The organism is Microbacterium sp. NPDC091662 (genome assembly GCF_044756705.1).
GTDB lineage: Bacteria > Actinomycetota > Actinomycetes > Actinomycetales > Microbacteriaceae > Microbacterium.
In genome coordinates this window covers 1,438,432-1,462,152 of sequence record NZ_JBIVTM010000001.1, presented here as the reverse complement: position 1 = coordinate 1,462,152, position 23,721 = coordinate 1,438,432, and the positions used below count along the sequence as shown (strand labels likewise).

26 protein-coding genes and 2 tRNA genes are annotated in these 23,721 nt (G+C 68.0%); 21 read left to right on the top strand and 7 right to left on the bottom strand.

Features of this window, described 5'->3' with window-relative positions; genetic code table 11:
- Positions 1-84 precede the first annotated feature (84 nt).
- Positions 85-309, top strand: coding sequence for a hypothetical protein (locus ACIQLD_RS06990; RefSeq protein WP_021199127.1), 225 nt, complete (start codon positions 85-87; stop codon positions 307-309).
- Positions 306-764, top strand: coding sequence for a RidA family protein (locus tag ACIQLD_RS06985; RefSeq protein WP_402606624.1), 459 nt, complete (start codon positions 306-308; stop codon positions 762-764). The genes ACIQLD_RS06990 and ACIQLD_RS06985 overlap by 4 nt, the downstream gene beginning before the upstream one ends.
- A gap of 84 nt (positions 765-848) precedes the next feature.
- On the opposite strand, the gene acs is transcribed toward ACIQLD_RS06985, so the two are convergent.
- Positions 849-2,816, bottom strand: a complete 1,968-nt coding sequence (gene acs, locus ACIQLD_RS06980; RefSeq protein ID WP_402606622.1) for an acetate--CoA ligase — start codon at positions 2,814-2,816, stop codon at positions 849-851.
- A 403-nt stretch (positions 2,817-3,219) separates the two neighbouring features.
- Here acs and ACIQLD_RS06975 point away from each other — a divergent pair, with 403 nt between their 5' ends.
- From ACIQLD_RS06975 to ACIQLD_RS06920, 12 genes are all read left to right on the top strand, one after another.
- Positions 3,220-4,227: a TadA family conjugal transfer-associated ATPase gene (locus tag ACIQLD_RS06975; RefSeq protein ID WP_402606620.1), complete on the top strand. Its 1,008-nt coding sequence runs from the start codon at positions 3,220-3,222 to the stop codon at positions 4,225-4,227.
- Entirely contained in the window at positions 4,227-5,126 is a 900-nt protein-coding gene (locus ACIQLD_RS06970) for a type II secretion system F family protein (RefSeq protein WP_402606618.1), read from the top strand. Before ACIQLD_RS06975 ends, ACIQLD_RS06970 begins: the two co-directional genes overlap by 1 nt.
- A gap of 53 nt (positions 5,127-5,179) precedes the next feature.
- Entirely contained in the window at positions 5,180-5,377 is a 198-nt protein-coding gene (locus ACIQLD_RS06965; protein ID WP_402606616.1) for a DUF4244 domain-containing protein, read from the top strand.
- A 95-nt stretch (positions 5,378-5,472) separates the two neighbouring features.
- A complete protein-coding gene (locus tag ACIQLD_RS06960; RefSeq protein WP_402606614.1) occupies positions 5,473-5,772 on the top strand; it encodes a TadE family type IV pilus minor pilin in 300 nt (99 codons plus the stop codon).
- Complete coding sequence (locus tag ACIQLD_RS06955; protein WP_402606611.1) at positions 5,772-6,098, top strand: helicase; 327 nt, start codon at positions 5,772-5,774, stop codon at positions 6,096-6,098. Before ACIQLD_RS06960 ends, ACIQLD_RS06955 begins: the two co-directional genes overlap by 1 nt.
- A gap of 80 nt (positions 6,099-6,178) precedes the next feature.
- Positions 6,179-9,025: a type I DNA topoisomerase gene (gene topA / locus ACIQLD_RS06950; protein WP_402606609.1), complete on the top strand. Its 2,847-nt coding sequence runs from the start codon at positions 6,179-6,181 to the stop codon at positions 9,023-9,025.
- Complete coding sequence (tmk, locus tag ACIQLD_RS06945) at positions 9,022-9,651, top strand: dTMP kinase (protein WP_402606606.1); 630 nt, start codon at positions 9,022-9,024, stop codon at positions 9,649-9,651. Before topA ends, tmk begins: the two co-directional genes overlap by 4 nt.
- A 73-nt stretch (positions 9,652-9,724) precedes the next feature.
- A complete protein-coding gene (locus tag ACIQLD_RS06940) occupies positions 9,725-10,882 on the top strand; it encodes a DNA polymerase III subunit delta' (RefSeq protein ID WP_402606603.1) in 1,158 nt (385 codons plus the stop codon).
- Positions 10,879-12,432 carry an alpha/beta hydrolase gene (locus ACIQLD_RS06935; RefSeq protein WP_402606601.1) on the top strand — a complete coding sequence of 518 codons (1,554 nt, stop codon included), beginning with the start codon at positions 10,879-10,881 and terminating at the stop codon, positions 12,430-12,432. The genes ACIQLD_RS06940 and ACIQLD_RS06935 overlap by 4 nt, the downstream gene beginning before the upstream one ends.
- A gap of 70 nt (positions 12,433-12,502) precedes the next feature.
- Positions 12,503-12,575 (top strand) — tRNA-Thr (locus ACIQLD_RS06930).
- A 67-nt stretch (positions 12,576-12,642) separates the two neighbouring features.
- Positions 12,643-13,224 (top strand): isochorismatase family protein, encoded by a 582-nt coding sequence (locus ACIQLD_RS06925; RefSeq protein ID WP_402606599.1) that lies wholly within the window; start codon positions 12,643-12,645, stop codon positions 13,222-13,224.
- A complete protein-coding gene (locus ACIQLD_RS06920) occupies positions 13,221-13,754 on the top strand; it encodes a DUF1697 domain-containing protein (protein ID WP_402606596.1) in 534 nt (177 codons plus the stop codon). Before ACIQLD_RS06925 ends, ACIQLD_RS06920 begins: the two co-directional genes overlap by 4 nt.
- Here ACIQLD_RS06920 and ACIQLD_RS06915 read toward each other — a convergent pair.
- Positions 13,735-13,959 (bottom strand): hypothetical protein, encoded by a 225-nt coding sequence (locus ACIQLD_RS06915; protein ID WP_402606593.1) that lies wholly within the window; start codon positions 13,957-13,959, stop codon positions 13,735-13,737. The two genes, ACIQLD_RS06920 and ACIQLD_RS06915, sit on opposite strands and share 20 nt — an antisense overlap.
- A gap of 25 nt (positions 13,960-13,984) precedes the next feature.
- Here ACIQLD_RS06915 and ACIQLD_RS06910 point away from each other — a divergent pair, with 25 nt between their 5' ends.
- A complete protein-coding gene (locus ACIQLD_RS06910; protein ID WP_402606591.1) occupies positions 13,985-14,500 on the top strand; it encodes a CGNR zinc finger domain-containing protein in 516 nt (171 codons plus the stop codon).
- 9 nt (positions 14,501-14,509) lie between these two features.
- Here the strand turns inward: ACIQLD_RS06910 and ACIQLD_RS06905 are convergent, their stop codons facing one another.
- Complete coding sequence (locus ACIQLD_RS06905) at positions 14,510-15,055, bottom strand: type 1 glutamine amidotransferase domain-containing protein (protein ID WP_402606589.1); 546 nt, start codon at positions 15,053-15,055, stop codon at positions 14,510-14,512.
- Between the two features lie 171 nt (positions 15,056-15,226).
- On the opposite strand from ACIQLD_RS06905, the gene ACIQLD_RS06900 reads away from it, so the two are divergent.
- Positions 15,227-15,682, top strand: coding sequence for a hypothetical protein (locus ACIQLD_RS06900; protein WP_402606587.1), 456 nt, complete (start codon positions 15,227-15,229; stop codon positions 15,680-15,682).
- A 25-nt stretch (positions 15,683-15,707) separates the two neighbouring features.
- Here the strand turns inward: ACIQLD_RS06900 and ACIQLD_RS06895 are convergent.
- Together ACIQLD_RS06895 and ACIQLD_RS06890 are read right to left on the bottom strand one after the other, a co-directional pair.
- A tRNA-Lys gene (locus tag ACIQLD_RS06895) sits at positions 15,708-15,780 on the bottom strand.
- Between the two features lie 138 nt (positions 15,781-15,918).
- Positions 15,919-16,578, bottom strand: coding sequence for a fasciclin domain-containing protein (locus ACIQLD_RS06890; RefSeq protein ID WP_402606585.1), 660 nt, complete (start codon positions 16,576-16,578; stop codon positions 15,919-15,921).
- A 154-nt stretch (positions 16,579-16,732) separates the two neighbouring features.
- Here ACIQLD_RS06890 and ACIQLD_RS06885 point away from each other — a divergent pair, with 154 nt between their 5' ends.
- The 5 genes from ACIQLD_RS06885 (at position 16,733) to ACIQLD_RS06865 (ending at position 21,575) form a co-directional block, all read left to right on the top strand.
- Positions 16,733-18,445, top strand: a complete 1,713-nt coding sequence (locus ACIQLD_RS06885; protein ID WP_402606583.1) for a cytochrome c biogenesis protein DipZ — start codon at positions 16,733-16,735, stop codon at positions 18,443-18,445.
- A gap of 31 nt (positions 18,446-18,476) precedes the next feature.
- On the top strand, positions 18,477-19,076 hold the full coding sequence (gene sigK, locus ACIQLD_RS06880) for an ECF RNA polymerase sigma factor SigK (RefSeq protein ID WP_402606581.1): 600 nt from the start codon (positions 18,477-18,479) through the stop codon (positions 19,074-19,076).
- Positions 19,073-19,867 (top strand): anti-sigma factor domain-containing protein, encoded by a 795-nt coding sequence (locus tag ACIQLD_RS06875; protein ID WP_402606579.1) that lies wholly within the window; start codon positions 19,073-19,075, stop codon positions 19,865-19,867. The genes sigK and ACIQLD_RS06875 overlap by 4 nt, the downstream gene beginning before the upstream one ends.
- Before the next feature lie 29 nt (positions 19,868-19,896).
- Positions 19,897-20,526: a DNA-directed RNA polymerase subunit beta gene (locus tag ACIQLD_RS06870; protein WP_402606577.1), complete on the top strand. Its 630-nt coding sequence runs from the start codon at positions 19,897-19,899 to the stop codon at positions 20,524-20,526.
- Between the two features lie 164 nt (positions 20,527-20,690).
- Positions 20,691-21,575 (top strand): aminodeoxychorismate lyase, encoded by an 885-nt coding sequence (locus ACIQLD_RS06865; RefSeq protein WP_402606575.1) that lies wholly within the window; start codon positions 20,691-20,693, stop codon positions 21,573-21,575.
- A 230-nt stretch (positions 21,576-21,805) separates the two neighbouring features.
- On the opposite strand, the gene ACIQLD_RS06860 is transcribed toward ACIQLD_RS06865, so the two are convergent.
- Positions 21,806-22,654, bottom strand: a complete 849-nt coding sequence (locus ACIQLD_RS06860; protein WP_402606572.1) for a type IV toxin-antitoxin system AbiEi family antitoxin domain-containing protein — start codon at positions 22,652-22,654, stop codon at positions 21,806-21,808.
- Positions 22,655-22,926: 272 nt separating this feature from the next.
- Positions 22,927-23,706 carry a phosphate ABC transporter ATP-binding protein PstB gene (gene pstB / locus ACIQLD_RS06855; RefSeq protein WP_017828973.1) on the bottom strand — a complete coding sequence of 260 codons (780 nt, stop codon included), beginning with the start codon at positions 23,704-23,706 and terminating at the stop codon, positions 22,927-22,929.
- Positions 23,707-23,721: the final 15 nt, after the last annotated feature.

Below are 23,721 nucleotides of genomic sequence, written 5' to 3'. Positions count from 1 at the left end.
TGATCGTAGGGGAGTTCCCTGAATACCGCCTTTGACGAGCCCGCGCCGGAATTCCGGTGTCGTGCCCCGATCGACAGGAGTGCCATGACCACGTGGGAGTACCTCACCACGCCGCTGCTGATCCACAACACGGCAGCCATCCTCAACAACTGGGGCAAGCAGGGCTGGGAGCTCGTGCAGGTCGTGCAGGGTCCAGAGGGCGGACTCGTCGCGTACTTGAAGCGCCCCGTGACCTCCGATGCCTCGACGAATGCCGGCCTCGCCGCCGCTGAGCAGGCCGCTCGTCAGTTCGAGGGAGGCCAGGCATGAGCGTCGCCGCCCGTCTCGCCGAACTCGGCATCGAGCTCCCCGCCGTCGCCGCTCCGGTCGCGGCCTATGTCCCGGCTGTCGTGCACGGCGGTCTCGTCTACACCTCCGGGCAGCTCCCCTTCGTCGACGGGGCTCTGCCGGCCGTCGGCAAGGTCGGTGGCGAGGTCTCGGCTGAGGACGCGAAGTCCTATGCCCGCACCTGCGCACTGAATGCGCTCGCGGCGGCAGCGGATGCGGCCGGCGGGATCGACCGCATCGCCGGTGTGCTCCGTGTCGGCGGCTTCGTCGCCTCAGCCGAGGGGTTCACCGGTCAGCCCGGTGTCATCAACGGCTCGAGCGAAGTGCTCGGTGAGATCTTCGGCGACGCCGGGCGGCATGCCCGCGCGGCGGTCGGCGTCGCGGAGCTTCCGTTGGGCAGCCCGGTCGAGGTCGAGGTCGCCTTCCTCCTGGCCTGAACCCGCTCGGCGGTATCGGCCATCGCACACGCACGAGAAACGCGCCTCCCCGGACGGGAAGGCGCGTTTCTCGTTCTTGCCGGTCTACTTCACCTGTGCCGAGATGATGCTCATCACCGCGGTGTCGGCGAGGGTCGTCGTGTCGCCGACCTCACGGCCCTCGGCGACGTCGCGGAGGAGGCGGCGCATGATCTTGCCGGAGCGGGTCTTCGGCAGCTCGCCGACGATGTAGACGTCGCGCGGGCGAGCGATGGCGCCGATCTGCTCTCCCACCCAGAGCCGCAGCTGCTGGGCGAGGCCGGCGGGTTCGTGTTCGGCGAGGTAGCTCTCCTTGATGATGACGAACGCGACCACGGCCTGCCCGGTCGTCTCGTCGGAGGCACCGACCACGGCAGCCTCGGCCGTCGCTTCGTGCGCCACCAGGGACGACTCGATCTCCGCGGTCGACAGGCGATGTCCGGAGACGTTCATGACGTCGTCGACGCGTCCGAGCAGCCACAGATCACCGTCGTCGTCGAGGCGCGCACCGTCACCGGCGAAGTAGTACCCCTGGTCTTCGAACTTCTCCCAGTAGGTCTCTCGATAGCGCTCGGGGTCGCCCCAGATGCCGCGCAACATGCTCGGCCAGGGCTCGGTGATCACGAGCAGGCCCCCGCTCCCGTTGCCGACCTCGACGCCGCTCTCGTCGACGACGTCGATCGAGATCCCGGGGAGCGGGACCTGTGCGGATCCGGGTTTGGTCTCCGTGACTCCCGGGAGAGCGGACACCATGATCGCGCCGGTCTCGGTCTGCCACCAGGTGTCGACGATCGGCGTCTTGTTCGCCCCGATGACCTCGCGGTACCACATCCACGCCTCGGGGTTGATGGGCTCTCCCACCGAACCGAGCAGTCGCAGTGACGACAGGTCGAACTTCGCCGGGACGCTGCGGCCGATCTTCATGAACGAGCGGATCGCGGTCGGCGCGGTGTAGAAGATCGACACCTTGTACTTCTCGATGATCTCCCACCACCGGCCGGGGTGGGGGGCATCGGGGGTGCCTTCGTAGAGCACCTGGGTCGCGCCGTTGGCGAGAGGTCCGTAAGTGACATAGCTGTGCCCGGTGATCCAGCCGATGTCGGCCGTGCACCAGAACACATCGGTCTCCGGGTGCAGGTCGAAGACGTACTTGTGCGAGTAGGCCGCCTGGGTCAGGTATCCGCCGGAGGTGTGCAGGATGCCCTTGGGCTTCCCGGTGGTGCCCGATGTGTAGAGGATGAAGAGCGGGTTCTCGGCGGGGAAGGCCTGTGCCGTGTGCTCGGCGGAGGCGGCGGGGACGGCATCGTGCCACCAGATGTCGCGGCCCTCGATCCAATCGACCTCGTTCTCGCCGCGCTTGACGACCAGGACGTGTTCGACCGTCTGCTGCTCGCCGTCTCCGCGGTCGGCGAGCGCCTGGTCGACGGCCGGTTTCAGCGCGGACACGCGACCCTTGCGGTAGCCGCCGTCGGCCGTGATGACGAGCTTGGCGCCCGCGTCGTCGATGCGCGAGCGCAGGCTGTCGGCACTGAAGCCGCCGAAGACGACCGAGTGGATGGCGCCCAGTCGGGCGACCGCGAGCATCGAGGCGATCGCCTCGGGGATCATCGGCAGGTAGATCGCGACGCGGTCGCCCTGACCGATGCCGAGTCCTTCGAGCACATTGGCGACGCGCTTGACCTCTTCGGTGAGCTCGGCGTAGGTGATGCGGCGGGAGTCGCCCGGCTCGCCCTCCCAGTGCAGCGCCACGCGATCGCCGTTTCCTGCTTCGACGTGACGGTCGAGGCAGTTGTACGCGACGTTCAGCTCGCCGTCGTCGAACCACTTGGCGAAAGGCGGGTTGCTCCAGTCGAGTACCTGGGTGAACGGCTTGTGCCAGTGCACGAGGTCGCGGGACTGCTCACCCCAGAAGGACTCGCGGTCTGCGGCGGCGCGTTCGTACAGCTCGGGCGACGAGATGGACTGGGCGACGAATTCCTCCGACGGCGGGAACTTCCGGGTCTCGTCGAGAAGGTGGTCGATCTGGCTGCTCATCGGCAGGCGCTCCTTTGCGGCATACGGGTCTTACGAGCATGGTCGTGGGGGTGGGCGACCAGGTCACGGCGAATCTATCCCCGCGACCTCTCCTCGCATACTGCCGAAAGTCGGTAGTGGTGCCGGTTTTGTCAGGACGGTCGCCTTGCGTACACTCGACGACAGCCGAATTCTCATTCCGGCCTTGGCGTGCCCGATTCCCCCAATCGTGGACCGTCGTGGGCGGCATCTCATTCCCCCCGTGAGATGCCGCCCATTCCTTTGGGAGCGCTCCCTGCCCGCGCCTGATCTCGTCGGGGCCACGTCCTGCACCGCGGAATGCTGAGCGCTCTTCTTCACAGGCCCTGAGCTGTCCGTTGCCCTGCGCCCTTCGCCCGTGAAGATCCCGCATAGTCTCGCCGCCATGCCCGATTCCTTCGTCATCCAGCCCAGGGGAGTACGCCCGGCCACGTCCGAGCATGACGCCTCGCCCGAGCCTCTTCGCATGGATCCCGCGTTCGGACCTCTCCTCTCTCACCTCGACGATGCGGTCACCGATGTGTTCGTGAACGGGGCGGGCGGACTGTTCGTCGACCGCGGGAGCGGAGCCGAACCCGCAGCCGGATGGAGGGCGTCGGAGCGCGAGGTCCGCGACCTCGCGGTCGCGTTGGTCGGACTCGGAGGACGCCACCTCGACGACCAGGCTCCGTGCGTCGACGTGCGTCTCGACTCCGGCATCCGGGTTCACGCGGTCCTCGCGCCGGTCTCGACCACCGGAACCACGCTGTCGATACGCATTCCCCGAGTACGTGTCGCCGATCTCGACGCGCTCGCCGCTCTCGGAGCCTTCGACGCGCGCCAGCACACCTGGCTCCTCGGGCTGGTGTCCCAGAGGGCGAACATCCTCATCACCGGGGGAACCGGCACGGGCAAGACCACGCTGTTGTCGGCACTGTTGTCGGAAGTGTCGCAGACGGAGCGCATCGTCACGATCGAAGACGTCGCCGAACTGCGTCCGCGTCACCCGCATCACGTCGCCCTCGAAGCGCGGCAGTCGAATCTCGAAGGTGCAGGCGGCATCTCTCTGACGCGACTGGTGCGCGAGTCTTTGCGCATGCGCCCCGATCGGCTCGTGGTCGGCGAATGTCGCGGCGAGGAGGTCCGGGAGTTGCTCACCGCCCTCAACACGGGGCACGACGGAGGCGCGGGCACGCTGCACGCGAGTGGGCTCCGTGACGTCCCCGCGCGGCTCGAAGCCCTCGGCGCCCTCGCCGGAATGGACGCGATCGCTCTCGCACGCCAGGCGGTCAGCGCGTTCACCATCGTCCTCCACCTCGACCGTGCCCCGGGAGGCACACGTCGCATCCGTCAGGCCGGGCGTCTCATGATCGTCGGGGATCGCCTCGATATCGAAGAGGTGCAGCCGTGGTGATGCCAAGGAGCCGTGCGTCGCGACGTGGCACGAGGTCGGGCGCCACGGATGCCGCGACCGCGGTGCAGACGCTGGCAGTACTGCTGCAGGCGGGGGCCGTGCCCGTCGTCGCGTGGCGGCACCTGGCCGACACCGACGATCCGCAGGCGCGGGCGGTGGTGGACCGGATCGATCGCGGCGTCCCGCTCTTGGATGCCATCGAGGCCGAAGGTGGGGCGTGGGTCGATCTCGCCGCGGCCTGGGAGATAGCGACGACAGTGGGCGCGCCGCTCGCCGAGGTTCTCCGGATGATCGCGGAGACGCTGCGAGACGCGGCCGTCGCCGCTGACGACGTGCGCATCGCACTCGCAGAACCCGCGGGGACCGCCCGCCTGCTGCTCTGGATGCCCTTCGCCGGGCTGCTTCTCGGCTTCGCGCTCGGGTTCGACACCATCGGGGTCATCTTCGGGAACGTGCTCGGGGCCGCCTGCGTGGTCGTAGGCCTGCTTCTCGTCGCAGCGGCGCGTCTGTGGACAGCGCGCCTGCTGGGACGAGCGCGACCTGACCCCGGCACGCCGGGGATGCGCGCAGAGCTGGTCGCGGTCGCGCTCTCCGGCGGGGCCTCCATCGATCGCGCGCTGCAGCTGGTCTCGCAGAGCCCTTCCTCCGGCGGTGGCGAAGAACGTGTCCGCGCCGTGCTCGACCTGTCTCGCGCCGCCGGAGTGCCGGCGGCTGAACTGCTTCGAGCCTCCGCCGCTCAGGACCGTCACGCGGCCAGAGTGCACGGACGCCTCCGCGCCGCGAAGCTCTCCACACGCCTGTTGTTCCCGCTCGGCGTGTGCACGCTGCCCGCATTCCTCTTGCTCGGCGTCGCACCCCTCCTGCTCAGCGTTCTCGCGTCGACACCGATGTCGCTGTGATCGATCCCACGCCCCGTCCGATGCCAAAGCATCACACAGAAAGAAGGAACACCATGAAGAGCATCCCCTTGCTGGATCGACGACGCGCGGCGGCTCTGTTCGGCGATGACACCGGAGCCGCCACGGCCGAGTACGCGATCACGACCATGGCCGCTGTGGCCTTCGCCGGGCTTCTCGTCGTCATCATGCGATCGGACGAGGTGCGCGGCATCCTCACCGATCTCGTGCGGCGGGCGCTGACGGTGTCCTGATGCGGGGCTCGAGACGGAGACGGAACCCGTGTGGCGACGGCGAGACGACACGTGCGCAGCGACACGCGGGGGATCGCGGATCCGTCTCGGCGGAGTTGGCCCTCGCTCTGCCCGCGGTCGTGCTGGTGTTCCTGCTCGGCGCAGGAGCACTCGGCGCAGCGTCCCGACAGGTGGCGCTGCAGGATGCTTCCGCCGACGCTGCGCGCCTGCTCGGACGCGGCGAAGGGCAGGGGACGGCAGTGCGCGCCGTGCATGCGGCGGTCCCGGGAGCGGGGATGACCTCCTCGCTCTCGGGCGGCCTCGTCTGCGTCAGTACCACGCTCGATGTCTCCGTCGGGTCGCTGATCCGTCTGCCCCTTCATGCCAGGAGCTGCGCGCTCGACGGAGGGCTCTGATGGCGGGCTCGGCCCTTGCGGCCGGAGTCCTCGCCGTCGCAGCGACTCTGTCGCTCGGCCTCGCCGCTGTCGGTGGGGCTGCGGTCACGGCGCAACGTGCGGCGGGTGCAGCCGATGCCGCGGCGCTCGCCGTCGCAGACGCCGCGAGCGGTGCCGTGCCCATCGTCGAGCCGCCGTGCGAACTCGGCGCGAGGGTCGCGCGGGCGTCGGGTGCCGTGCTCACCGGGTGCTCCCTCGAAGGCTTCGTGGCGACCGTGGAGGTGCAGGCGGCGTACGCTGGACTCGCAGCCGTCTCCCGAGCCCGTGCTGGGCCACCCGAGGGATAGCGACGGCAGCGCGACCTCGCTCACTGTGAACGACCCCACACAGTGGTGTGTATGGTGTGCTTCGAAGAAAGGACGCACCCTTGGCTGAAGGCAAGAAGCTCGTCATCGTCGAGTCCCCGACGAAGATGCGGTCTATTCAGGGATACCTCGGCGACGGCTACGAGGTGCTCAGCTCCGTCGGCCACATCCGCGACCTCGCTGACAAGAAGGACATCCCGGCTGCGGACAAGCAGGCGTACGGGAAATACTCCATCGACATCGACAACGGGTTCGACCCGTACTACGTCGTCTCCGATCGGAAGACCAAGACGGTCGCCGAACTCAAGCGCGCGCTGAAGAGCGCGGACGAACTCCTGCTCGCCACTGATGAGGACCGCGAAGGCGAGGCGATCGCCTGGCACCTGCTCGAGACCCTCAAGCCCAAGGTCCCCGTCAAGCGGATGGTCTTCCACGAGATCACCAAGGACGCGATCCAGGCTGCCGTCGGAAACACCCGTGAACTCGACCACGACCTCGTCGATGCGCAGGAGACTCGGCGCATCCTCGACCGCCTGTACGGCTGGGATGTCTCTCCCGTGCTCTGGTACAAGGTCAAGACCGGCATCTCGGCCGGGCGTGTGCAGTCCGCAGCGACCCGCCTGATCGTCGACCGAGAGCGCGAGCGCATGGCGTTCACCTCCGCTGAGTACTGGGACGTCGATGCCGCGGCCGCCGCGACCGGTACTTCGTTCAAGATCCGTCTGGTTCGCGTCGACGGTGGTCAGCTCGCGCGCGGCACCGACTTCGGTGACGACGGCAAGCTCAAGAAGGCCGTCGTCATCCTCGATGAGGCCGCGGCCGCCGCCCTTGCGAAGGCCGTCGACGCCGTCGGTGCCGGCACGGTCACCAAGGTCGAGGCGAAGCCCGGAACCCGCAGCCCCTACGCTCCCTTCACCACCTCCACGATGCAGCAGGAGGCCGGTCGCAAGCTCTCGATGGGCGCGAAGCAGGCGATGGGCGTGGCTCAGCGTCTGTACGAGAAGGGGTACATCACCTATATGCGTACCGACTCCACGTCGCTGAGCACCCAGGCGGTGCAGGCGGCGCGGAGCCAGGCGGTGGCGCTCTACGGCGATGCCGCCGTGCCGCTGAAGCCGCGTGTGTACAAGTCCAAGAGCAAGAACGCTCAGGAGGCTCACGAGGCCATCCGCCCGTCCGGAGACAACTTCCGCACGCCGGCCTCGCTGTCGTCCGAACTCGATCGCGACGAGCAGCGCCTCTACGACCTCATCTGGAAGCGCACCGTCGCCAGCCAGATGGCCGACGCCAAGTACGAGACCACCACGGTCACCATCGCGGTCGACGCCGCCGGGAAGAAGGCCGAGTTCACGGCCTCCGGAACCGTGTACACCTTCAAGGGCTTCCTGGAGGCCTACGAAGAGGGTCGCGACGAGAAGCGTGGCGACGCGGATGCCGCGGAGAACCAGTCGCTGCCTGCTGTCGCCGTCGGCGACCAGCTCGCAGTGTCGGACGCCGAGGCCAAGGGTCACCGCACCACGCCGAAGCCGCGATACACCGAGGCTTCGCTCGTGAAGGTGCTCGAGGAGAAGGGCATCGGTCGTCCCTCGACCTTCGCCTCGATCCCCGAGACGATCCTCGACCGCGGGTACGCCGTCAAGCGCGGCCAGGCGCTCGTGCCGACGTGGCTCGCATTCAGCGTGGTGCGTCTGCTCGAGGAGCACTTCGCAGACCTGGTCGACTACGACTTCACCGCGGCGCTCGAAGATGACCTCGACACCATCGCGCGCGGTGAGCAGAACCGCGTCGAATGGCTCAAGTCGTTCTACTTCGGCTCCGACTCGCACGTCGGACTCCGTCAGGTCGTCGACAACCTCGGCGAGATCGACGCCCGCGCGTTGAACTCCACGCGCATCACCGATACCGCCACGCTCCGCTTCGGCAAGTACGGTCCCTACCTCGAGGTGGCCGACCCCGCGAACCCCGAGGCCAAGCCCCGTATCGTCAACGTGCCCGAAGACCTGGCGCCCGATGAACTGACCGCCGAGAAGGCACAGGAGCTCATCGATGCACCTGTCGCCGGCGACCGCGTACTGGGGGAGAACCCCGAGAACGGCAAGATCATCGTCGTGAAGGACGGGCGATTCGGGCCGTACGTGCAGGAGAACGACCCCGTGTCGGAAGACGCCGCGGTCGATGAGACGACCGGCGAGGTGGTCGAGGCTCCGAAGCCGAAGCGCGGCGCGAAGAAAGAGACGGCTCCCAAGCCCCGCACCGCCTCACTCTTCCGCTCGATGTCGGTCGACGAGATCGATCTCGACACCGCGCTGAAGCTGCTGAGCCTGCCGCGGGTGGTGGGAGTCGACCCGGAATCCGGCGACGAGATCACAGCGCAGAACGGCCGGTTCGGCCCTTACCTGAAGAAGGGCACCGACTCGCGTTCGCTCGAGTCGGAGTCGCAGATCTTCGACGTGACGCTCGAGCAGGCGCTCGAGATCTACGCGCAGCCAAAGTACGGCGCCGGTCGTCGCGCATCAAGTGCGCTGGCCGAGTTCGAGGCCGATCCTGTCAGCGGGAAGCCGATCCGCATCCGCGACGGCCGCTTCGGCGCGTATGTGACCGACGGCGAGACGAACGTGACGATCCCGCGCGGCCAGACCGTCGAGGACATCACCTTCGAGATCGCGGTGCAGATGCTCGCCGACAAGCGTGCCAAGGGCCCTGCCCCCAAGCGCGGTGCGGCGAAGAAGCCTGCAGCCAAGAAGACCCCTGCGAAGAAAGCCCCTGCCAAGAAGGCCCCTGCGAAGAAGCCCGCAGCCAAGAAGACCACCGCTGCCACTTCCGCTGCGCGATCGGCGGCGGCCAAGAAGGCTGCGGCGACCCGTGCGGCCAACGCTGCGGCGAAGGCGGCGGAGAAGGCGGACTCGTGACCTCAGGTCATGGAGTGTGGATCACGCTCGAGGGCGGCGACGGCTCGGGCAAGACCACGCAGTCGAACCTGCTCGCCGAATGGCTCGAAGGCACCGGGCACACAGTCGTCCGTACGCGCGAACCCGGTGGTTCCGAGGTCGGCCAGCTGGTCCGCGACATCGTGCTGCACCATCGCGGTGACATCGCGCCCCGCGCGGAGGCATTGCTGTACGCCGCGGATCGCGCACACCACGTCGCCACGGTCGTGCGTCCGGCGCTCGAGCGGGGCGATGTCGTGCTGCAGGACCGCTACCTCGATTCGTCCGTGGCATATCAGGGCGCCGGTCGGGTGCTCGACGCAACCGAGATCCGAGAGCTGTCGCTCTGGGCGGCGGAGGGAGCGCTTCCCGATCTGACGATCCTGCTCGACCTGGACCCTGCCGAGGCCCGCGCCCGTCTGGACTCCGCCGACAAGCCTTTCGACCGACTCGAAGCCGAGAAGGCGGAGTTCCACGGCCGAGTCCGCGACGCCTTCCTCGAGCTCGCCGAGGCGGAACCGAACCGGTTCCTCGTGCTCGACGCCGCAGCGGCGCCGGAGACCATCGCCGAGCGGATCCGGGCCAGAGCCGGCGCGCTTCTCGGCTGAACCCTCACGACCGGCCGGCTCGCCTGTGGGCATCCGTGCGGTCGGCGTCGGTGGCCGCGATTAGGCTGAGTGCATGCCCCAGACCGTTCCCGCCCCTTTCCCCTGGGCGGATGTGTGGGGGCAGGATGCCGCCGTCGACACGCTCCGCGCCGCGGCATCCGATCCTTCAGCGCTCTCGCACGCCTGGCTGATCACGGGTCCGCCCGGGTCCGGCCGCTCGACCCTCGCCTACGCCTTCGCCGCTGCACTGATCGCCGACCGGCCCGACGACGAGACGGTCATGCGGCAGGTGCTCGCCGGCACTCACCCCGATGTCACGGCCCTGCGCACCGACAAGGTCATCATCACGATCGCCGAGGCTCGCGGTCTCGTCGAACGCTCCTACTTCGCACCCTCCGCGGGGCGCTATCGGGTCATCGTCGTCGAAGACGCCGATCGCATGGTCGAGCGCACCTCCAACGTGCTCCTGAAGGCACTCGAAGAGCCGCCGGAGCAGACGGTGTGGATCCTGTGCGCGCCCAGTGAGGCCGATCTGCTGCCCACGATCCGATCCCGCGTGCGCTCGCTGCGGTTGCGGGAACCCGATGTCGCCGATGTCGCCAGGCTCATCAGCCTTCGCACCGGCGTCGATGCGAGCGTCGCCGAGCAGGCGGCGCGGCATGCCCAGCGCCACATCGGCATGGCTCAGCGTCTCGCCACCGACGATGCGGCGCGGCGGCGGCGCGACGAGACGCTCCGCTCGGTTCTCGGGGTCAGGGGAGTGGGCGATGCCGTCGAGGTCGCCGGGCGCATCATCCAGGCCGCGACGGAGGATGCGAAGGCGCTCACCGCCGAGCGCGACGCGCAGGAGAGGGCTTCGCTGCTGCGCACCATCGGCATCGCCGAAGGACAGGCTGTGCCGCCGGCGCTGCGCACGCAGCTCTCCGCGCTCGAAGACGATCAGAAGAAGCGTGCGACGCGTAGCCTGCGCGACGGGATCGACCGCGTGCTCACCGATCTGCAGTCGCTGTTCCGAGATGTCGTGATGCTGCAGTTCGGGCAGGGCGACGATCTCATCAACAGCGAGTTGCGCACCGAGCTGTCCGATCTCGCTTCCGCCTGGCCCGAGACCCGTACTCTTGTCGTACTTGACCACCTTGCCGAGACGCGGCAGTCGTTGGAGCGCAATGTCGCTCCTCTGCTCGCCCTGGAGAGCTTGCTCGTGACGATCACGAGCGGGAGGAAACCGTGAACAATCGATCGACTTCCCGCCTGCGTCGTGCTGCCGCGATCGTGGCAGGGCTCGCCGCCGCATCCGTCGCCCTCTCGGGCTGTCTGTACGCGATGATTCCCGAGCAGTCCTCCCGGCCGTCGACGACCAGTGACCCCGACACCGAGGGCGTCGCAGACGACCTGTTGCCCTTCTATTCCCAGGACCTCACGTGGACGGAGTGCGGCGTCGGCTTCGACTGCACCGATGTGGCGGCTCCTCTCGACTGGGAAGACCCGGGCAAGGGCGAGATCACCCTCTCGGTGGTCCGGCACCGCGCCGAGGGAACCCCTGTCGGCTCGCTGCTGACGAATCCGGGTGGTCCCGGAGCCAGCGGCGTCGACCTGATCCTCAACAGCCTCGACTTCGCGGTCGGTGCCGACCTCATCGAGAACTTCGACGTGATCGGCTTCGATCCGCGCGGAGTCGGTGACTCGACCGCGGTGACCTGCTACGACGCTCCGCAGATGGACGATTACCTGTACGGCATCCCTGCCGCTGCCCGCGGCACCGCCGAGTGGGAGGCCGAGCTGCTTGACTCCCACAAGGCCTTCGCTGAGGCGTGCGACGCGAACAGCGGCGGCATCCTGCCGTACATCACGACCATCAACGCCGCTCGTGACATGGATCTGATCCGTGCGGTGCTGGGCGACAAGCAGCTGAACTACCTCGGCTACTCGTACGGCACCTTCCTCGGCGCGACGTACGCGAAGCTGTACCCCGAGAAGGCGGGCCGCCTGGTGCTCGACGGCGCCATCGATCCGGCCGTTCCCGGGCTCGAGGTCGGGGCGACCCAGGCGCTCGGGTTCGAATCCGCGCTGCGTGCTTACATGCAGGATTGCCTGGACTCGGGGGAGTGCCCCTTCAACGGCACGGTGGACGAGGCGATGGCCGATCTGGGAGCGCTGCTGGCGAGTGTCGACAGCACGCCGCTGAAGAGCGGTGACGGTCGCATGCTGGGCGCCGATTCGCTGATGACGGCGATCATCGCCGCGCTTTACTCGCAGGACAGCTGGGGCTACCTCACGCAGGCGCTCGACGAGGCTCTGCAGGGCGACCCGACGTCGGCCCTGTTCCTCGCCGACTTCTACAACGGCCGGGAGAACGGCACCTACACCGATAACTCCGCCGAGGCGTTCCGCGCCTACAACTGCATGGATTACCCGGTGGAAGACGATCCGGCCGCGGAAGCGGCCACCAACGCGAAGATCGCCGAGGGCGCGCCGACGATCGCACCGTACTGGACCGGACCCGACTCCTGCTCGGTCTGGCCCTACCCGCCCACGGGCACACGGGGCGAGATCACGGCCGAAGGCGCAGGCCCCATCCTGGTGATCGGCACCACGAACGACCCGGCGACCCCGTACGAGTGGTCGGAGTCGCTCGCGAAGCAACTCGAAGAGGGCGTGCTCATCACGCGTGTCGGCGAGGGACACACCGGGTACAACAAGGGCAATGCGTGCGTCGACGACGCGGTCGAGGCGTTCCTGCTCGACGACGTCGTGCCGGAAGACGGTCTCCGCTGCGAGTGATCGCTGCCTCGATTCGCGAGCGAGCGCGAGACAGGGTAATATCGGTGATCGCGCCGCTCACGCGTCGCACGCCGCTTTAGCTCAGTCGGCAGAGCATTTCACTCGTAATGAAAAGGTCGTCAGTTCGATTCTGACAAGCGGCTCCGAAGGCCCCGTGATGCGAAGAACATCACGGGGCCTTTCCCGTTCCTCGCCGCGTACCCTCGAAGAATGAGCAGAGCGCTTCTCATCGTCGATGTGCAGAACGACTTCACCGAGCGCGGCGCGCTCGCCGTCGGGGGCGGCGATGCGGTGGCCGCAGCCGTCACGGCATTCCTCGCCGTCCACGGGGCCGACTACGAGGTGATCATCGCCTCGAGGGACTGGCACGATGCCGAGGGCGACAACGGCGGACATTTCGCGGAGGCCCCCGACTACGTCGACTCCTGGCCCGTGCACTGCGTCGCGGGGAGCGAGGGCGCCGAGTACGACCCGCTGTTGGTGACTGATGCCGTGACGCACCATGTCCGCAAGGGGCAGGGGAGGCCGGCGTACTCGATGTTCGAGGGACAGACGGAGGCAGGGGAGACGGTCGGCGCGATACTCACTGCGGCAGGTGTGCTCAGCGCCGACGTGGTGGGCCTCGCAACCGACCACTGCGTGCGGGCGAGCGCCCTCGACGCCATCGCGCACGGTGTGCGGGTCCGCATCCTCACCGACCTCATCGCCGGCGTCGCGGCGGAGCCCAGCGAGGTCGCGCTCGCCGAACTCGTCCATGCGGGGGCGGAGCTGATCGAGAGCGCCGACGCGTGAGCCGCAGCGTCCTGCTTCTGCGGGCGGTCAACGTCAGCGGCCGCAACAGCGTGCCGATGGTGCGCCTCCGCGAGATGCTCACGGCCGAGACCGATCTGGTCGACGTCTCCACCTACATCGCGAGCGGCAACATCCTCTGCGAGACACCGGAGCATCCGGCTGCCGCGTGTGCGGCCGTGCGCGTGGCCATCCGCGACGAGTTCGGGGTCGACACCCCCGTCATCCACCGCACTCATGCGCAGCTGGTCTCCTCGGAATCCGCGCAGCCGTTTCCCGAAGGCGATGTGAAGTTCGTGCACGCGATGTTCCTGGAAGGGTCGCCCTGCTCCGGCGCGGTCGACGCGCTGGAGCAGCGTCTCCTCGCCGCCGAGCGGATCGCGCTGGTCGGGGACGACCTGTGGATCGACTACGGTGCGGGCGGTGTGCACTCCACGAAGCTCACGAAGGCGGTGTTGGATCGCGCGCTCGGTGTGGCGGGAACGGCCCGCAACCTGCGGACGACGCGCACGCTCATCGAGCTGACCGCGTGACCTCGCCCACCTCGGCACTCAGCGCCGCCGGGGGCGTCTGCGAATGCGCCTGCAGATCGACCCGGCGGGTGTCACAGCCTGAGCATCGCACATAGAGCACGATGCCCTCGCTCGTCGGATGCCGTGACTCCACCAGCCAGGCATGCTCATGCGCCTCGGCGGCGGGGCGGACGCGGGGAATCGGAAGCGTGTTCAGCGAGGTCATGCATCCAGCGTGATGTAATGGTCTTATGCATCTCAACCCTTACGGTGAATATGCCGTGCTGCTTGCCGCCTCGCTGGCCAACGACTGGCCGGAAACCCGCGCCGGCATTGAAGAGCGCACACTGGAACTCGGGATGACACAGACGTTCCCGCCCGCTGTCGACGACCACGAGAAGGTCAGGGCCGTCCTCGATGATTGGCTCGCGATCGTCGATGAACCCGACCCCGATGCGCGGGCCGTTCTGCTCAACGCCCAACTCGCCGCCGCGGCCGCCTATCCGAGATTGACGAACCACAACGGCGAGGGGTGGCACCTGCACTACCGCGATGACGTGCCGTCGCTGCCCTATGTGCTTCGCGCGATCATCAGTCTGGGGACGTCGCTGCATCTCGTCACCCGGGGGATGAGCCGGCTCGGACGCTGCCAGGCCGCGCCGTGCACCAACGTCGTCGCGGATGTGACCCGCAACGGCCGCCAGCGGTTCTGCTCCGTGCGCTGCGCGAACCGGGCGGCCGTGCGTCGGCACCGTGCGCGAGCCTGAGCCTCGACGTCAGGCGGTCTGCCCGGCGTGCTTGCCTTCGCCGATCTCCTCGACGAGCTTCGCGTTGAAAGCCGGCAGATCGTCGGGGGTGCGGCTGGAGACGAGACCTTCGTCGACCACGACCTCCTCGTCGACCCACGTCGCCCCCGCATTGCGCAGATCGGTGGTCAGGCTCGGATAGCTGGTGAGCGTGCGTCCATCGACGACACCGGCCTCGATGAGGATCCAGGCGCCGTGGCAGATCACACCGACCGGCTTGTGCTGCTCGAAGAAGGCTCGCGCCAGATCGATCGACGCCTCGTCCATGCGCAGATGATCGGCGTTGACGACGCCGCCGGGGAGCACCAACGCGTCGAACTGATCCGCGGTGGTATCCGATGCATGCAGATCGACGACCTGTTCGTGGCCGTTCTTGCCGGTGATGGCCGCGCCGTCGGGGGCGATCAAGGTCGCGCTCGCGCCTTCTGCCGTCACGGCATCCCAGGGGCTCGTGAGCTCGCTGTCCTCGAATCCGTCGGTCGCGAGGAATGCCACGCGGCTGCCGCTGAGAGTCATCGTTCGTCCTTTCCTGGAGAGGCGTCCGCCGTTCGGGGACCACTTCACGATCTCCCGTTCCGGCCGGAGAGGAAAGGGGGTGGCCGATGCGGGGAGCCGGTGATAGGGGAGAAGCGATCCGCCTCGGAGCGCTCCCCGCAGATGTGCGTGTCCCGGCAGTACGATCCAGACATGCGCGTCCGTCCTGCACTCGTCCTCCTCTCCGCGCTCGTCCTGCTCGCGGGGTGCGCCCCCGAGCCGTCGCCGAGCCCGTCGCCGTCCGAGTCGAAGACCTCGTCGCCCACGCCCGCCCCGTCCCCCTCGGCGATCGAGACCACGGAACCGCCGGCGACGGGAACGGAGTTCACGACGACCGCGCTCGTCCAGCTCTGCGCCGAGAGGACCCGCGCCCTCGCGCCGGACGCCACGTACTTCGCAGACATGGCGACCACCGAATGGCTCTCGACATCGTCGCTCTGGTTCGTGGTCATCCCCAAGACCCTCGGCGGCGTGGACAGCGTCGCCGTCTGTGGGATCGGAGGGACCCAGGAGGCGCCGGTGTTCGCTCTCGAAGGGGAGTCGGTTCCGAGCGGAGTGGCCGATGTCCGTCAGGAACTGCTGTCGGGAGCGCCCGGCGGCGAGTCCTGAGACGGCGCCGAACGGCGATCTACGGTGGGCCCCGTGGGGCTCGAACCCACGACCCGCGGATTAAAAGTCCGATGCTCTGCCAACTGAGCTAGAGGCCCCTCATCAAAGTCTAGTGCGCACGACGAGGGGCCGTCGGCGACACAGCACCGCCGACGGCCCCTTTTCCTTCCCGGGTTCCTCCCCCTGCTCCCGAGAAGGGCGCGTGCCGGGTGTCCTCCCACCCGGCCATCCCTGGCTCAGGAAGCCGGGGGCATCAGCACCGTGTCGATGAGGTACACGGTCGCGTTCGCGGTCTGCACTCCACCGCAGATGACACTCGCGCCGTTGACCTTCAGGTCGTCGCCGCTGCCCGTGACCTCGAGATCGGCACCCTGCACGGTGGTGTGCATGCCGTCGATGTCGGCCGGCTCGATCTGGCCGGGGACCACGTGGTACGTCAGGATCGAGCTCAGCGTGGCGCTGTCGGTCTTGAGGGCCTCGATGGTGGCCGGGTCGATCTTGGCGAAGGCGTCATCCACCGGTGCGAAGACCGTGAACTCGCTGCCGTTCAGGGTGTCGACGAGGTCGACGTCGGGGTTGAGCTTTCCGCTCACCGCAGCGACCAGCGTGGTCAGCAGCGGGTTGTTCGAGGCCGCGACCGCGACCGGGTCCTGAGACATCCCCTGGACCGAACCAGCGCCGTCCGGCACCGCGTCGGCGTATGCCGCGCAACCGGGGCCGACAAGGTTGGCTGCGGGGTCCATCTCCATCGGCGTCGACTCCGACGTCTCCGGTGCCTTCGGCTCGGAAGACGACTCCGAGGTGCTGCCGCTGCCCATGGAACAGGCGGAGAGCAGGAACGCGCTCGCCAGGCCGAGGGTGATTGCCGCGGTGACCTTCTTCTTGGTGCTGAACATGTCGAGCTCCTTCAGAACTGAGCCACGGCCTCTCCGTGGCGTCGAGGGCTGTTCGGAGCCCGTTCGGGATCGGATGGGACGAATCTGAGAAATCTTCGAGGCCAATCCGATGAGACCCCCAGAGCGAACAGCTCCCGACAGAAGTGGGGACCTCATGGACCTGATCATCATCGGCCTGCTCGGCGGGCTCATCACCGGCATCTCGCCGTGCATCCTGCCCGTGCTGCCCGTGATCTTCCTCACCGGAGGGGCGCAGTCGGCGAGGTATGAGGACGAGGTGGTGCCGGCCAGGCGCAGCAGGCCCTACTTCGTGATCGCGGGTCTGGTGCTCAGCTTCACGCTCGTCACCCTCGGCGGCTCGCTGCTGCTGGGGCTGCTGAATCTGCCGCAGGACATCATCCGCTGGGTCGGCATCGCGGTGCTGATCATCATCGGCGTCGGCCTCATCGTGCCCCGCTTCCAGCACATCCTGGAGCGTCCGTTCCAGCGCTTCGGTCAGCGCGAGGTGAAGAACCGGGGGAGCGGCTTCGGCGTCGGACTCGCCCTCGGTGCGGTGTTCGTCCCCTGCGCGGGTCCCGTGCTCGCGGCGATCATCGTGGCCGGATCCACCGGTCAGATCGGCGTGGGAACGGTGCTGCTCACGGTCTCGTTCGCGATCGGGGTCGCCGTGCCGCTGCTGGTGTTCGCGCTCGCCGGTCGCAGCGTGGTCGAGCGCATCCGCTCCTTCCGCTCGAAGGAGCGCGGACTGCGCATCGCCGCGGGCATCGCGATGATCGCGCTCGCCGTCGGCCTCGTGTTCAACGTGCCACAGGCGCTGCAGCGGCTGCTTCCCGACTACACGGCTCCGCTGCAGGAGCAGATCGCGGACTCCGAGCAGGTGCAGGACGCACTCGACCTGGGCGGACTCGTCAACGACGAGAACAAGGACCTCGACAAGTGCACCAACGGTGCGGAGGAGCTCGAGTCGTGCGGCACCGCCCCGTCGATCAAGGGAATCCAGGAGTGGCTGAACACCCCGAACGGCGAGGCGGTCGATCTGAAGGATCTGCGCGGCAAGGTGGTGCTGATCGACTTCTGGGCCTACTCCTGCATCAACTGCCAGCGCTCGCTGCCGCATGTGGTCGCGTGGGACGAGGCGTACCGCGACGCCGGCCTCGACGTGATCGGCATCCACTCTCCGGAGTACGCGTTCGAGAAGGACCCGGGCAACGTCGCGGCAGGTGCTCGCGGCTTCGGCATCGAGTACCCCGTCGCGCTCGACAACAATCTGTCGACCTGGACGAACTATCGCAACCGCTACTGGCCCGCCCACTACCTCATCGATGCCGAGGGCACGGTTCGCCACATCTCGTTCGGCGAGGGCAACTACGCCGCGACCGAGTCGATGATCCGCCAGCTGCTGGAAGACGCGGATCCGTCCGTCACACTGCCGGCCGCGACGGATGTCGAGGATGACACACCCGATGTGGGATCGACCACGCGGGAGACCTTCCTCGGCTCCTCCAAGGATGTGAACTATGGCGGAGACGGTGAGTATCGCCAGGGCACGAACACCTACGCGTTCCCGAAGGATCAGCCCGCCGACAGCTTCGCGCTCGACGGCGAGTGGACGGTCGAGACGCAGTTCGCGAAGCCCGATGGAGGAGCGGGGAAGATCAACCTCGAGTACCGCGCAGCGGAGGTGCGGATCGTGGTGGCGGGTTCCGGTGACATCGTCGTGACGCGCGACGACGGATCGAAGAAGACCATCTCCGTCGAAGGGACGCCTCGCTCCTACGAGGTCGTCAAGCAGGCTGACATCGCCGAGGGCTCGGTCACGCTCGATGTGCCCGCAGGTATCGAGGTCTATTCCTTCACGTTCGGGTGACGTCTGCACGTGATCGGGGAGGAGATGCGGCATGCTGGTGGAGATGGTCATCGATGGGTTCGACGTTCCCGAGGACGGAGCGACACAGGATGCTGTCGCCGACCTCCTCGTCCGCGTCGCGTCCGGTGATCAGGCTGCCTTCGTGACTCTCTACGACACGCTCTCCTCCCGCGTGTTCGGCCTCATCCTCCGCGTGCTGGTCAACCGGTCACAGAGTGAGGAGGTGCTTCAGGAGGTGTTTCTGGAGATCTGGCAATCCGCTTCGCGCTTCGCTCCGAACAGAGGTCAGGGACGAGCGTGGATCATGACGATCGCTCATCGCCGGGCCGTCGATCGGGTGCGAGCATCGCAGTCGAGCGCCGACCGGGACGTACGAGCAGGATTCAAGGACATCGGCGTCGCGCACGACAGTGTCGCGGAGCGGGTCGAACTGGGGATAGAGGGAGGGAAGGTCGTCGAAGCGCTTTCGGGGCTTCCCGAGGCGCAGCGTGAAGCACTCGTCCTCGCATATTACGGCGGTTACAGTCAGAACGAGATCGCGGCCCTCGTGGGGGCGCCACTGGGGACGATCAAGACACGGATGCGAGACGGGCTCAGCCGTCTGCGCACGGCGATGGGGGTGACGGCATGAACGAGAAGGACTTCGCGGAGCTCGCGGCAGGTGCCGCGCTGCACTCGCTCTCCAGCGACGACGAACGCCGCTACCGCGCAGCTCTCGCCGAGCATCCGGAGTGGCAGAACACGGTCGAGGCGGACGCCGCCGCGGCTGCGCTGCTCGCGGATCCGGTCGAGCCCGTCACCGCTCCCGCGTTCATCCGCTCGGCTCTGCTCGCGCAGATCGCCGACATGCCACAGGACCATGACGCCTCGACGGGCTCCGGTGCTCCCTCCGCGACGGAGGAGAGCGTGCGGGTCTCGCAGGAGACCGAGACCGAGACCGAGACGGGGTCGAAGTCGAAGCCGCGTCGGTGGTCGCGGACCGTCTTCGCCCTGGCGGCGTGCCTCGCCGTGCTGGTGGGGGTCGGGATCGGTGCGGTCGCTCTCAACCAGCAGCTGAACCCGCCGGCGAGCGTGGTCGCTCTGCAGGAGATCGAAGCCGCGGGTGACGCTCAGCAAGCGACCGTCGCGCTCGACGACGGGGGAACCGCGACGGCCCACTGGTCGGCGTCCGCGGGCAAGGCCGTGCTGGTGGCCGACGGCATCCCCAACCCGGGGGACGGGCAGACCTACGAACTGTGGTTCGTGCGTGGCGACGCCCCGGTATCTGCGGGGGTCTTCGACGTCGACGACGGCGACGCCACGGCTGTGCTCGCCGGAGACATGCAGGCGGGCGACGCGATCGCGGTGACCGTCGAGCAGGCCGGGGGCTCTCCGACTGGTCAGCCCACCACCGATCCGGTGATCGTCATCCCCACGGCGTGAGCCGCACTGATCGCGCGTACCCTGGAGGGATGCCCGAGCAGTACCACCGGCCTGTGCGCCGCCCGACGAGTGCCTTCGACAACATCGTCGGCGCACACGATCCCGCCGAGGAGACGCGCATCGCGCACGCCACGGCATCAGCCCTGCTGACCCGCGTCCGCGCGGACGAGAGCGGGGCGAGCGCTGAGCGTCTCGTCGCCTTCACCGCCGAGCACGGGATCGATGAGATCGCGGAACTCTGGTCGAAGGCGCCCTCGCGCACGTTGCCCGGTGCCCTGTGGCGCCTCTACGTGCTGCAGCTCGCGATCCACGGCGATCCGCAGACCGCCGCCCTCCTCTACGACCGGGGGCGTGTCGAGCTGCCGTCCGCCGATGCGGTGATCGCCGGGGCACCGGTACCGGCGAGCCCGGATGAACTGGTCGCGTTGATCGACACGATCCTGCGCGGAGCCTTCCGGGGTGACTTCGCCGTCGCTCTCGACCGCGCCGCAGCGTTCTGCCGCGTGCAGGCTTCCGGCGCGACGCACACGGCGGACGACTACGAGCCGACCGAACCGGCACGGGCCAGCGAGCTGACCACCCGTGCGCTGCGGCTGAGCAGCTACGGGCAGGATCTGGCCGCGGCTGCCGTGCTGTGGCGGATGGACGGACTCGCCTGAGACGACCCGGGCCGGTCCCGGACATGAAAAGACCGGGCCGCAAGAACGCCTCTCGGCGGAAGGCCGCTCAAAGCGGCAAAAATTGGAGCCCGGGGTTATGCGGCCCGGCCACTCAATTGTAACGCGATGCGGCGGTGGGTATTCCCGCCATCTAGGCTCGGACCATGACCGGGCGCTTTGCACTCATGATCGATCCCGTCGCCGCCGATGCGCAGCGCGGCGACTTCGCCGACACGTTCACTCAGGTGGATGCCGCAGCTCCCGCGCTCAGCGTCGGAGAGTTGAGCACGCAGCGCGGTGACGGGGTGTTCGAGTCGATCGGCGTGGTCGACGGGCACGCACAGGAGGTCGTCCCGCATCTGGAGCGACTCGCGCATTCGGCCCGGTTGTGCGACCTTCCGGCGCCGAATCTCGCGCAGTGGCGCCAGGCGATCGACCACGCCGCTGCACAGCTCGGTGCCGGCGAGTCCGTCATCAAGCTCATCCTCAGCCGTGGTGTCGAGCACGGGCCCACGCCGACCGCATGGGTGACGGCAGCCCCGGCCGCCGACTTCTCCACAGTGCGCGAGAGAGGCGTGCGCGTGGTGACCCTCGATCGCGGCTACGACCTGGGAGCGGCCGAACGTGCCCCGTGGTTGCTGCTGGGCGCGAAGACGCTGTCGTACGCCGTGAACATGGCGGCCCTGCGTGAGGCGCATCGACGCGGCGCGGACGATGCGATCTTCCTCTCGAGCGACGGTTTCGTGCTGGAGGCTCCGACGGCCTCCCTGATCCTCCGCTTCGGCGACCGATTCGTCACTCCGGCCCCGAACGGCGGCATCCTGCACGGCACGACGCAGCTCAGCGTGTACGAGCACCTCGTCACCCAAGGGTTCGAGGTCGGGTACGACCGCATTCCCGCGACCGATCTTCCGCAGGCCGATGCCGCGTGGCTCGTGTCGAGCGTCCGCCTGGCTGCAGCGATCACGGCCGTCGACGACGTCTCTCTTCCGGTCGACCACGCCCTGACAGCCGCTCTGAACCACTACCTGCTCTCTCCCCGCGACTGACCCCACCCCTCCCTCCCCCCTCCCTCCCGCCCCCTCCCTCCCTCCCACCCTCCCTCCTGCCAAAACAGAGAGCACCCCTTCACGGCACGGCGTGTCTAGGCGCGACACGCCGTGGCCCTCGCGCCTGATCTCCGTTTCGGCGGGTCGGACGAAGGATGAGGGTTCGGCGGGGCGGACGAAGGGATGAGGTTCGGCGGGGTCGGACGAAGGGATGAGGCTTCGAGGAGTCGTCACACCGGCGCGAGGTGAGCCCCGCGTGCGACAGCGCCGCGGATCGCGGCCTCGACGAGATGCCAGTCGTCGATGATCAGCTCATAGGTGAATCGCAGAGTCGTGTATCCGGCGGCGGCAGCAGCTGCGTCACGCCGCAGGTCCTTGCTCCGCTCCTTCTCCCTTGCATGGTTCTCCCGGCCGTCGGCCTCGACGATGAGGAAGTCGCCGATGACGATGTCGACCTCCCCGACACCCGAGACGGGCACCTGGGTCCTGACCGCGATCCCTATCCGGTGCAGCCGAAGCCGGATGAGCGACTCGAGTCCGCTGTCGGCATCTGCACGAGCGAACGCGACGAGCCACCGCATCGACGTCGGAAGATGGCGGCGAAGCCAGATCAGCCCAGCGGGGGAGAGGAGTGATCGACGCAAGGCCGATTCGAGCGCGGCGAAGAACGTGTCCTCGCCGCAGCACCCCGCGATCTGAAGGAGGGCATTCGGGACGGGGGCAGCCTCGCCGACGCGCGCGCGACCCTCATCCCAGTGCAGCACGCAGGCGTCGCATGTCGATCGTGGAGTTCCTGCGGCTCCCATCCAGATGTGATTCGACGAAGGACGATTGAGCACCCAGAGCCCATGCTCCGCTGCGGCTTGCGCGCATCCGATCGTGCCTCCGTGAGACGCCGCATGCACCCAGGCGTCCGCGGTGTCGGGGAGCGCATAGACGCCCTGACGAGGTCGCAGCACTTCGCCGGAGCGCACCGCACGCGAGAGCTCATCGCGGCTCACACCCCGTCGACGAAGCTCCGACGTCCGTGCCATCCGCCCGAGCGCACTCAGCACAGAAGCGGCGCGCACGAAGGACATCGCCCGATACTGCCCTGGGCACGCCGTCGGTCAGGGCCGAAACCGCACGAGCTTTGGACAACACGTGGCAATCAGTGACTGTGCAGTCGAAGTGCATCTCGTTCGGGTAGGCCAAAACCCAGACCACCGGACGACCTGACGGCGTGTCAACAGGTGACACGCCGTCAGTGACTCAAGTGATCTGGGTTTTGGCGGCGAAGCAGTTGGCGCCGAAGCAGCAGGGGGTCAGCAGCAGGGGGGCCAGCAGCAAGGGGGGTCAGCAGGGGCCAGGGTCAACCGAAGCGGCCGGAGACGTAGTCCTCGGTGGCCTGCACAGACGGCGTGGTGAAGATCGAGGTCGTGTCGTCATACTCGATCAGCTTGCCCGGCTTGCCGGTGCCGGCGATGTTGAAGAACGCCGTCTTGTCGGACACGCGGCTCGCCTGCTGCATGTTGTGCGTCACGATCACGATCGTGAACTCGTTCTTGAGCTCGCCGATCAGCTCCTCGATCGCGTACGTCGAGATGGGATCGAGGGCCGAACAGGGCTCGTCCATCAGCAGCACCTGCGGCGAGACGGCGATCGCACGGGCGATGCACAGACGCTGCTGCTGACCGCCGGAGAGGCCGGAACCGGGCTTGTCGAGGCGGTCCTTGACCTCGTTCCACAGATTCGCACCGGTGAGCGACTTCTCGACCAGGGCATCCTGGTCGCTCTTCGACATGCGGCTGTTGTTGAGCTTCACGCCGGCGAGGACGTTCTCCTTGATCGACATCGTGGGGAACGGGTTCGGCCGCTGGAAGACCATGCCCACCTGGCGGCGCACGAGCACCGGGTCGATGCCGGGGCCGTAGAGGTCCTTGCCGTCGAGCAGCACCTCTCCCTCGACGCGGGCTCCGGGGATGACCTCGTGCATGCGGTTGAGGGTGCGCAGGAAGGTGGACTTGCCGCAACCGGAGGGGCCGATGAATGCGGTCACGCTGCGCGGCTGGATGTCGAGGGAGACGCCCTCCACGGCGAGGAAGTCGCCGTAGTAGACGTTCAGGTCGTTGACTTCAATGCTCTTGGACACTGCAGTTCCTTGCTT

Excerpts from the sequence above, each read along its gene's own strand:
- sigK (WP_402606581.1), top strand. The coding sequence starts at position 18,477 with ATGCTGGTGGAGATGGTCATCGATGGGTTCGACGTTCCCGAGGACGGA.
- ACIQLD_RS06915 (WP_402606593.1), bottom strand. The coding sequence starts at position 13,959 with ATGACCTCGCTGAACACGCTTCCGATTCCCCGCGTCCGCCCCGCCGCC.
- ACIQLD_RS06970 (WP_402606618.1), top strand. The coding sequence starts at position 4,227 with ATGCCAAGGAGCCGTGCGTCGCGACGTGGCACGAGGTCGGGCGCCACG.
- ACIQLD_RS06900 (WP_402606587.1), top strand. The coding sequence starts at position 15,227 with ATGCGCGTCCGTCCTGCACTCGTCCTCCTCTCCGCGCTCGTCCTGCTC.
- ACIQLD_RS06870 (WP_402606577.1), top strand. The coding sequence starts at position 19,897 with ATGCCCGAGCAGTACCACCGGCCTGTGCGCCGCCCGACGAGTGCCTTC.
- ACIQLD_RS06865 (WP_402606575.1), top strand. The coding sequence starts at position 20,691 with ATGACCGGGCGCTTTGCACTCATGATCGATCCCGTCGCCGCCGATGCG.
- ACIQLD_RS06890 (WP_402606585.1), bottom strand. The coding sequence starts at position 16,578 with ATGTTCAGCACCAAGAAGAAGGTCACCGCGGCAATCACCCTCGGCCTG.
- ACIQLD_RS06955 (WP_402606611.1), top strand. The coding sequence starts at position 5,772 with ATGGCGGGCTCGGCCCTTGCGGCCGGAGTCCTCGCCGTCGCAGCGACT.
- ACIQLD_RS06885 (WP_402606583.1), top strand. The coding sequence starts at position 16,733 with ATGGACCTGATCATCATCGGCCTGCTCGGCGGGCTCATCACCGGCATC.
- ACIQLD_RS06965 (WP_402606616.1), top strand. The coding sequence starts at position 5,180 with ATGAAGAGCATCCCCTTGCTGGATCGACGACGCGCGGCGGCTCTGTTC.
- ACIQLD_RS06875 (WP_402606579.1), top strand. The coding sequence starts at position 19,073 with ATGAACGAGAAGGACTTCGCGGAGCTCGCGGCAGGTGCCGCGCTGCAC.
- ACIQLD_RS06910 (WP_402606591.1), top strand. The coding sequence starts at position 13,985 with ATGCATCTCAACCCTTACGGTGAATATGCCGTGCTGCTTGCCGCCTCG.
- ACIQLD_RS06905 (WP_402606589.1), bottom strand. The coding sequence starts at position 15,055 with ATGACTCTCAGCGGCAGCCGCGTGGCATTCCTCGCGACCGACGGATTC.
- ACIQLD_RS06990 (WP_021199127.1), top strand. The coding sequence starts at position 85 with ATGACCACGTGGGAGTACCTCACCACGCCGCTGCTGATCCACAACACG.
- ACIQLD_RS06860 (WP_402606572.1), bottom strand. The coding sequence starts at position 22,654 with ATGTCCTTCGTGCGCGCCGCTTCTGTGCTGAGTGCGCTCGGGCGGATG.
- ACIQLD_RS06925 (WP_402606599.1), top strand. The coding sequence starts at position 12,643 with ATGAGCAGAGCGCTTCTCATCGTCGATGTGCAGAACGACTTCACCGAG.
- ACIQLD_RS06985 (WP_402606624.1), top strand. The coding sequence starts at position 306 with ATGAGCGTCGCCGCCCGTCTCGCCGAACTCGGCATCGAGCTCCCCGCC.
- ACIQLD_RS06975 (WP_402606620.1), top strand. The coding sequence starts at position 3,220 with ATGCCCGATTCCTTCGTCATCCAGCCCAGGGGAGTACGCCCGGCCACG.
- acs (WP_402606622.1), bottom strand. The coding sequence starts at position 2,816 with ATGAGCAGCCAGATCGACCACCTTCTCGACGAGACCCGGAAGTTCCCG.
- ACIQLD_RS06940 (WP_402606603.1), top strand. The coding sequence starts at position 9,725 with ATGCCCCAGACCGTTCCCGCCCCTTTCCCCTGGGCGGATGTGTGGGGG.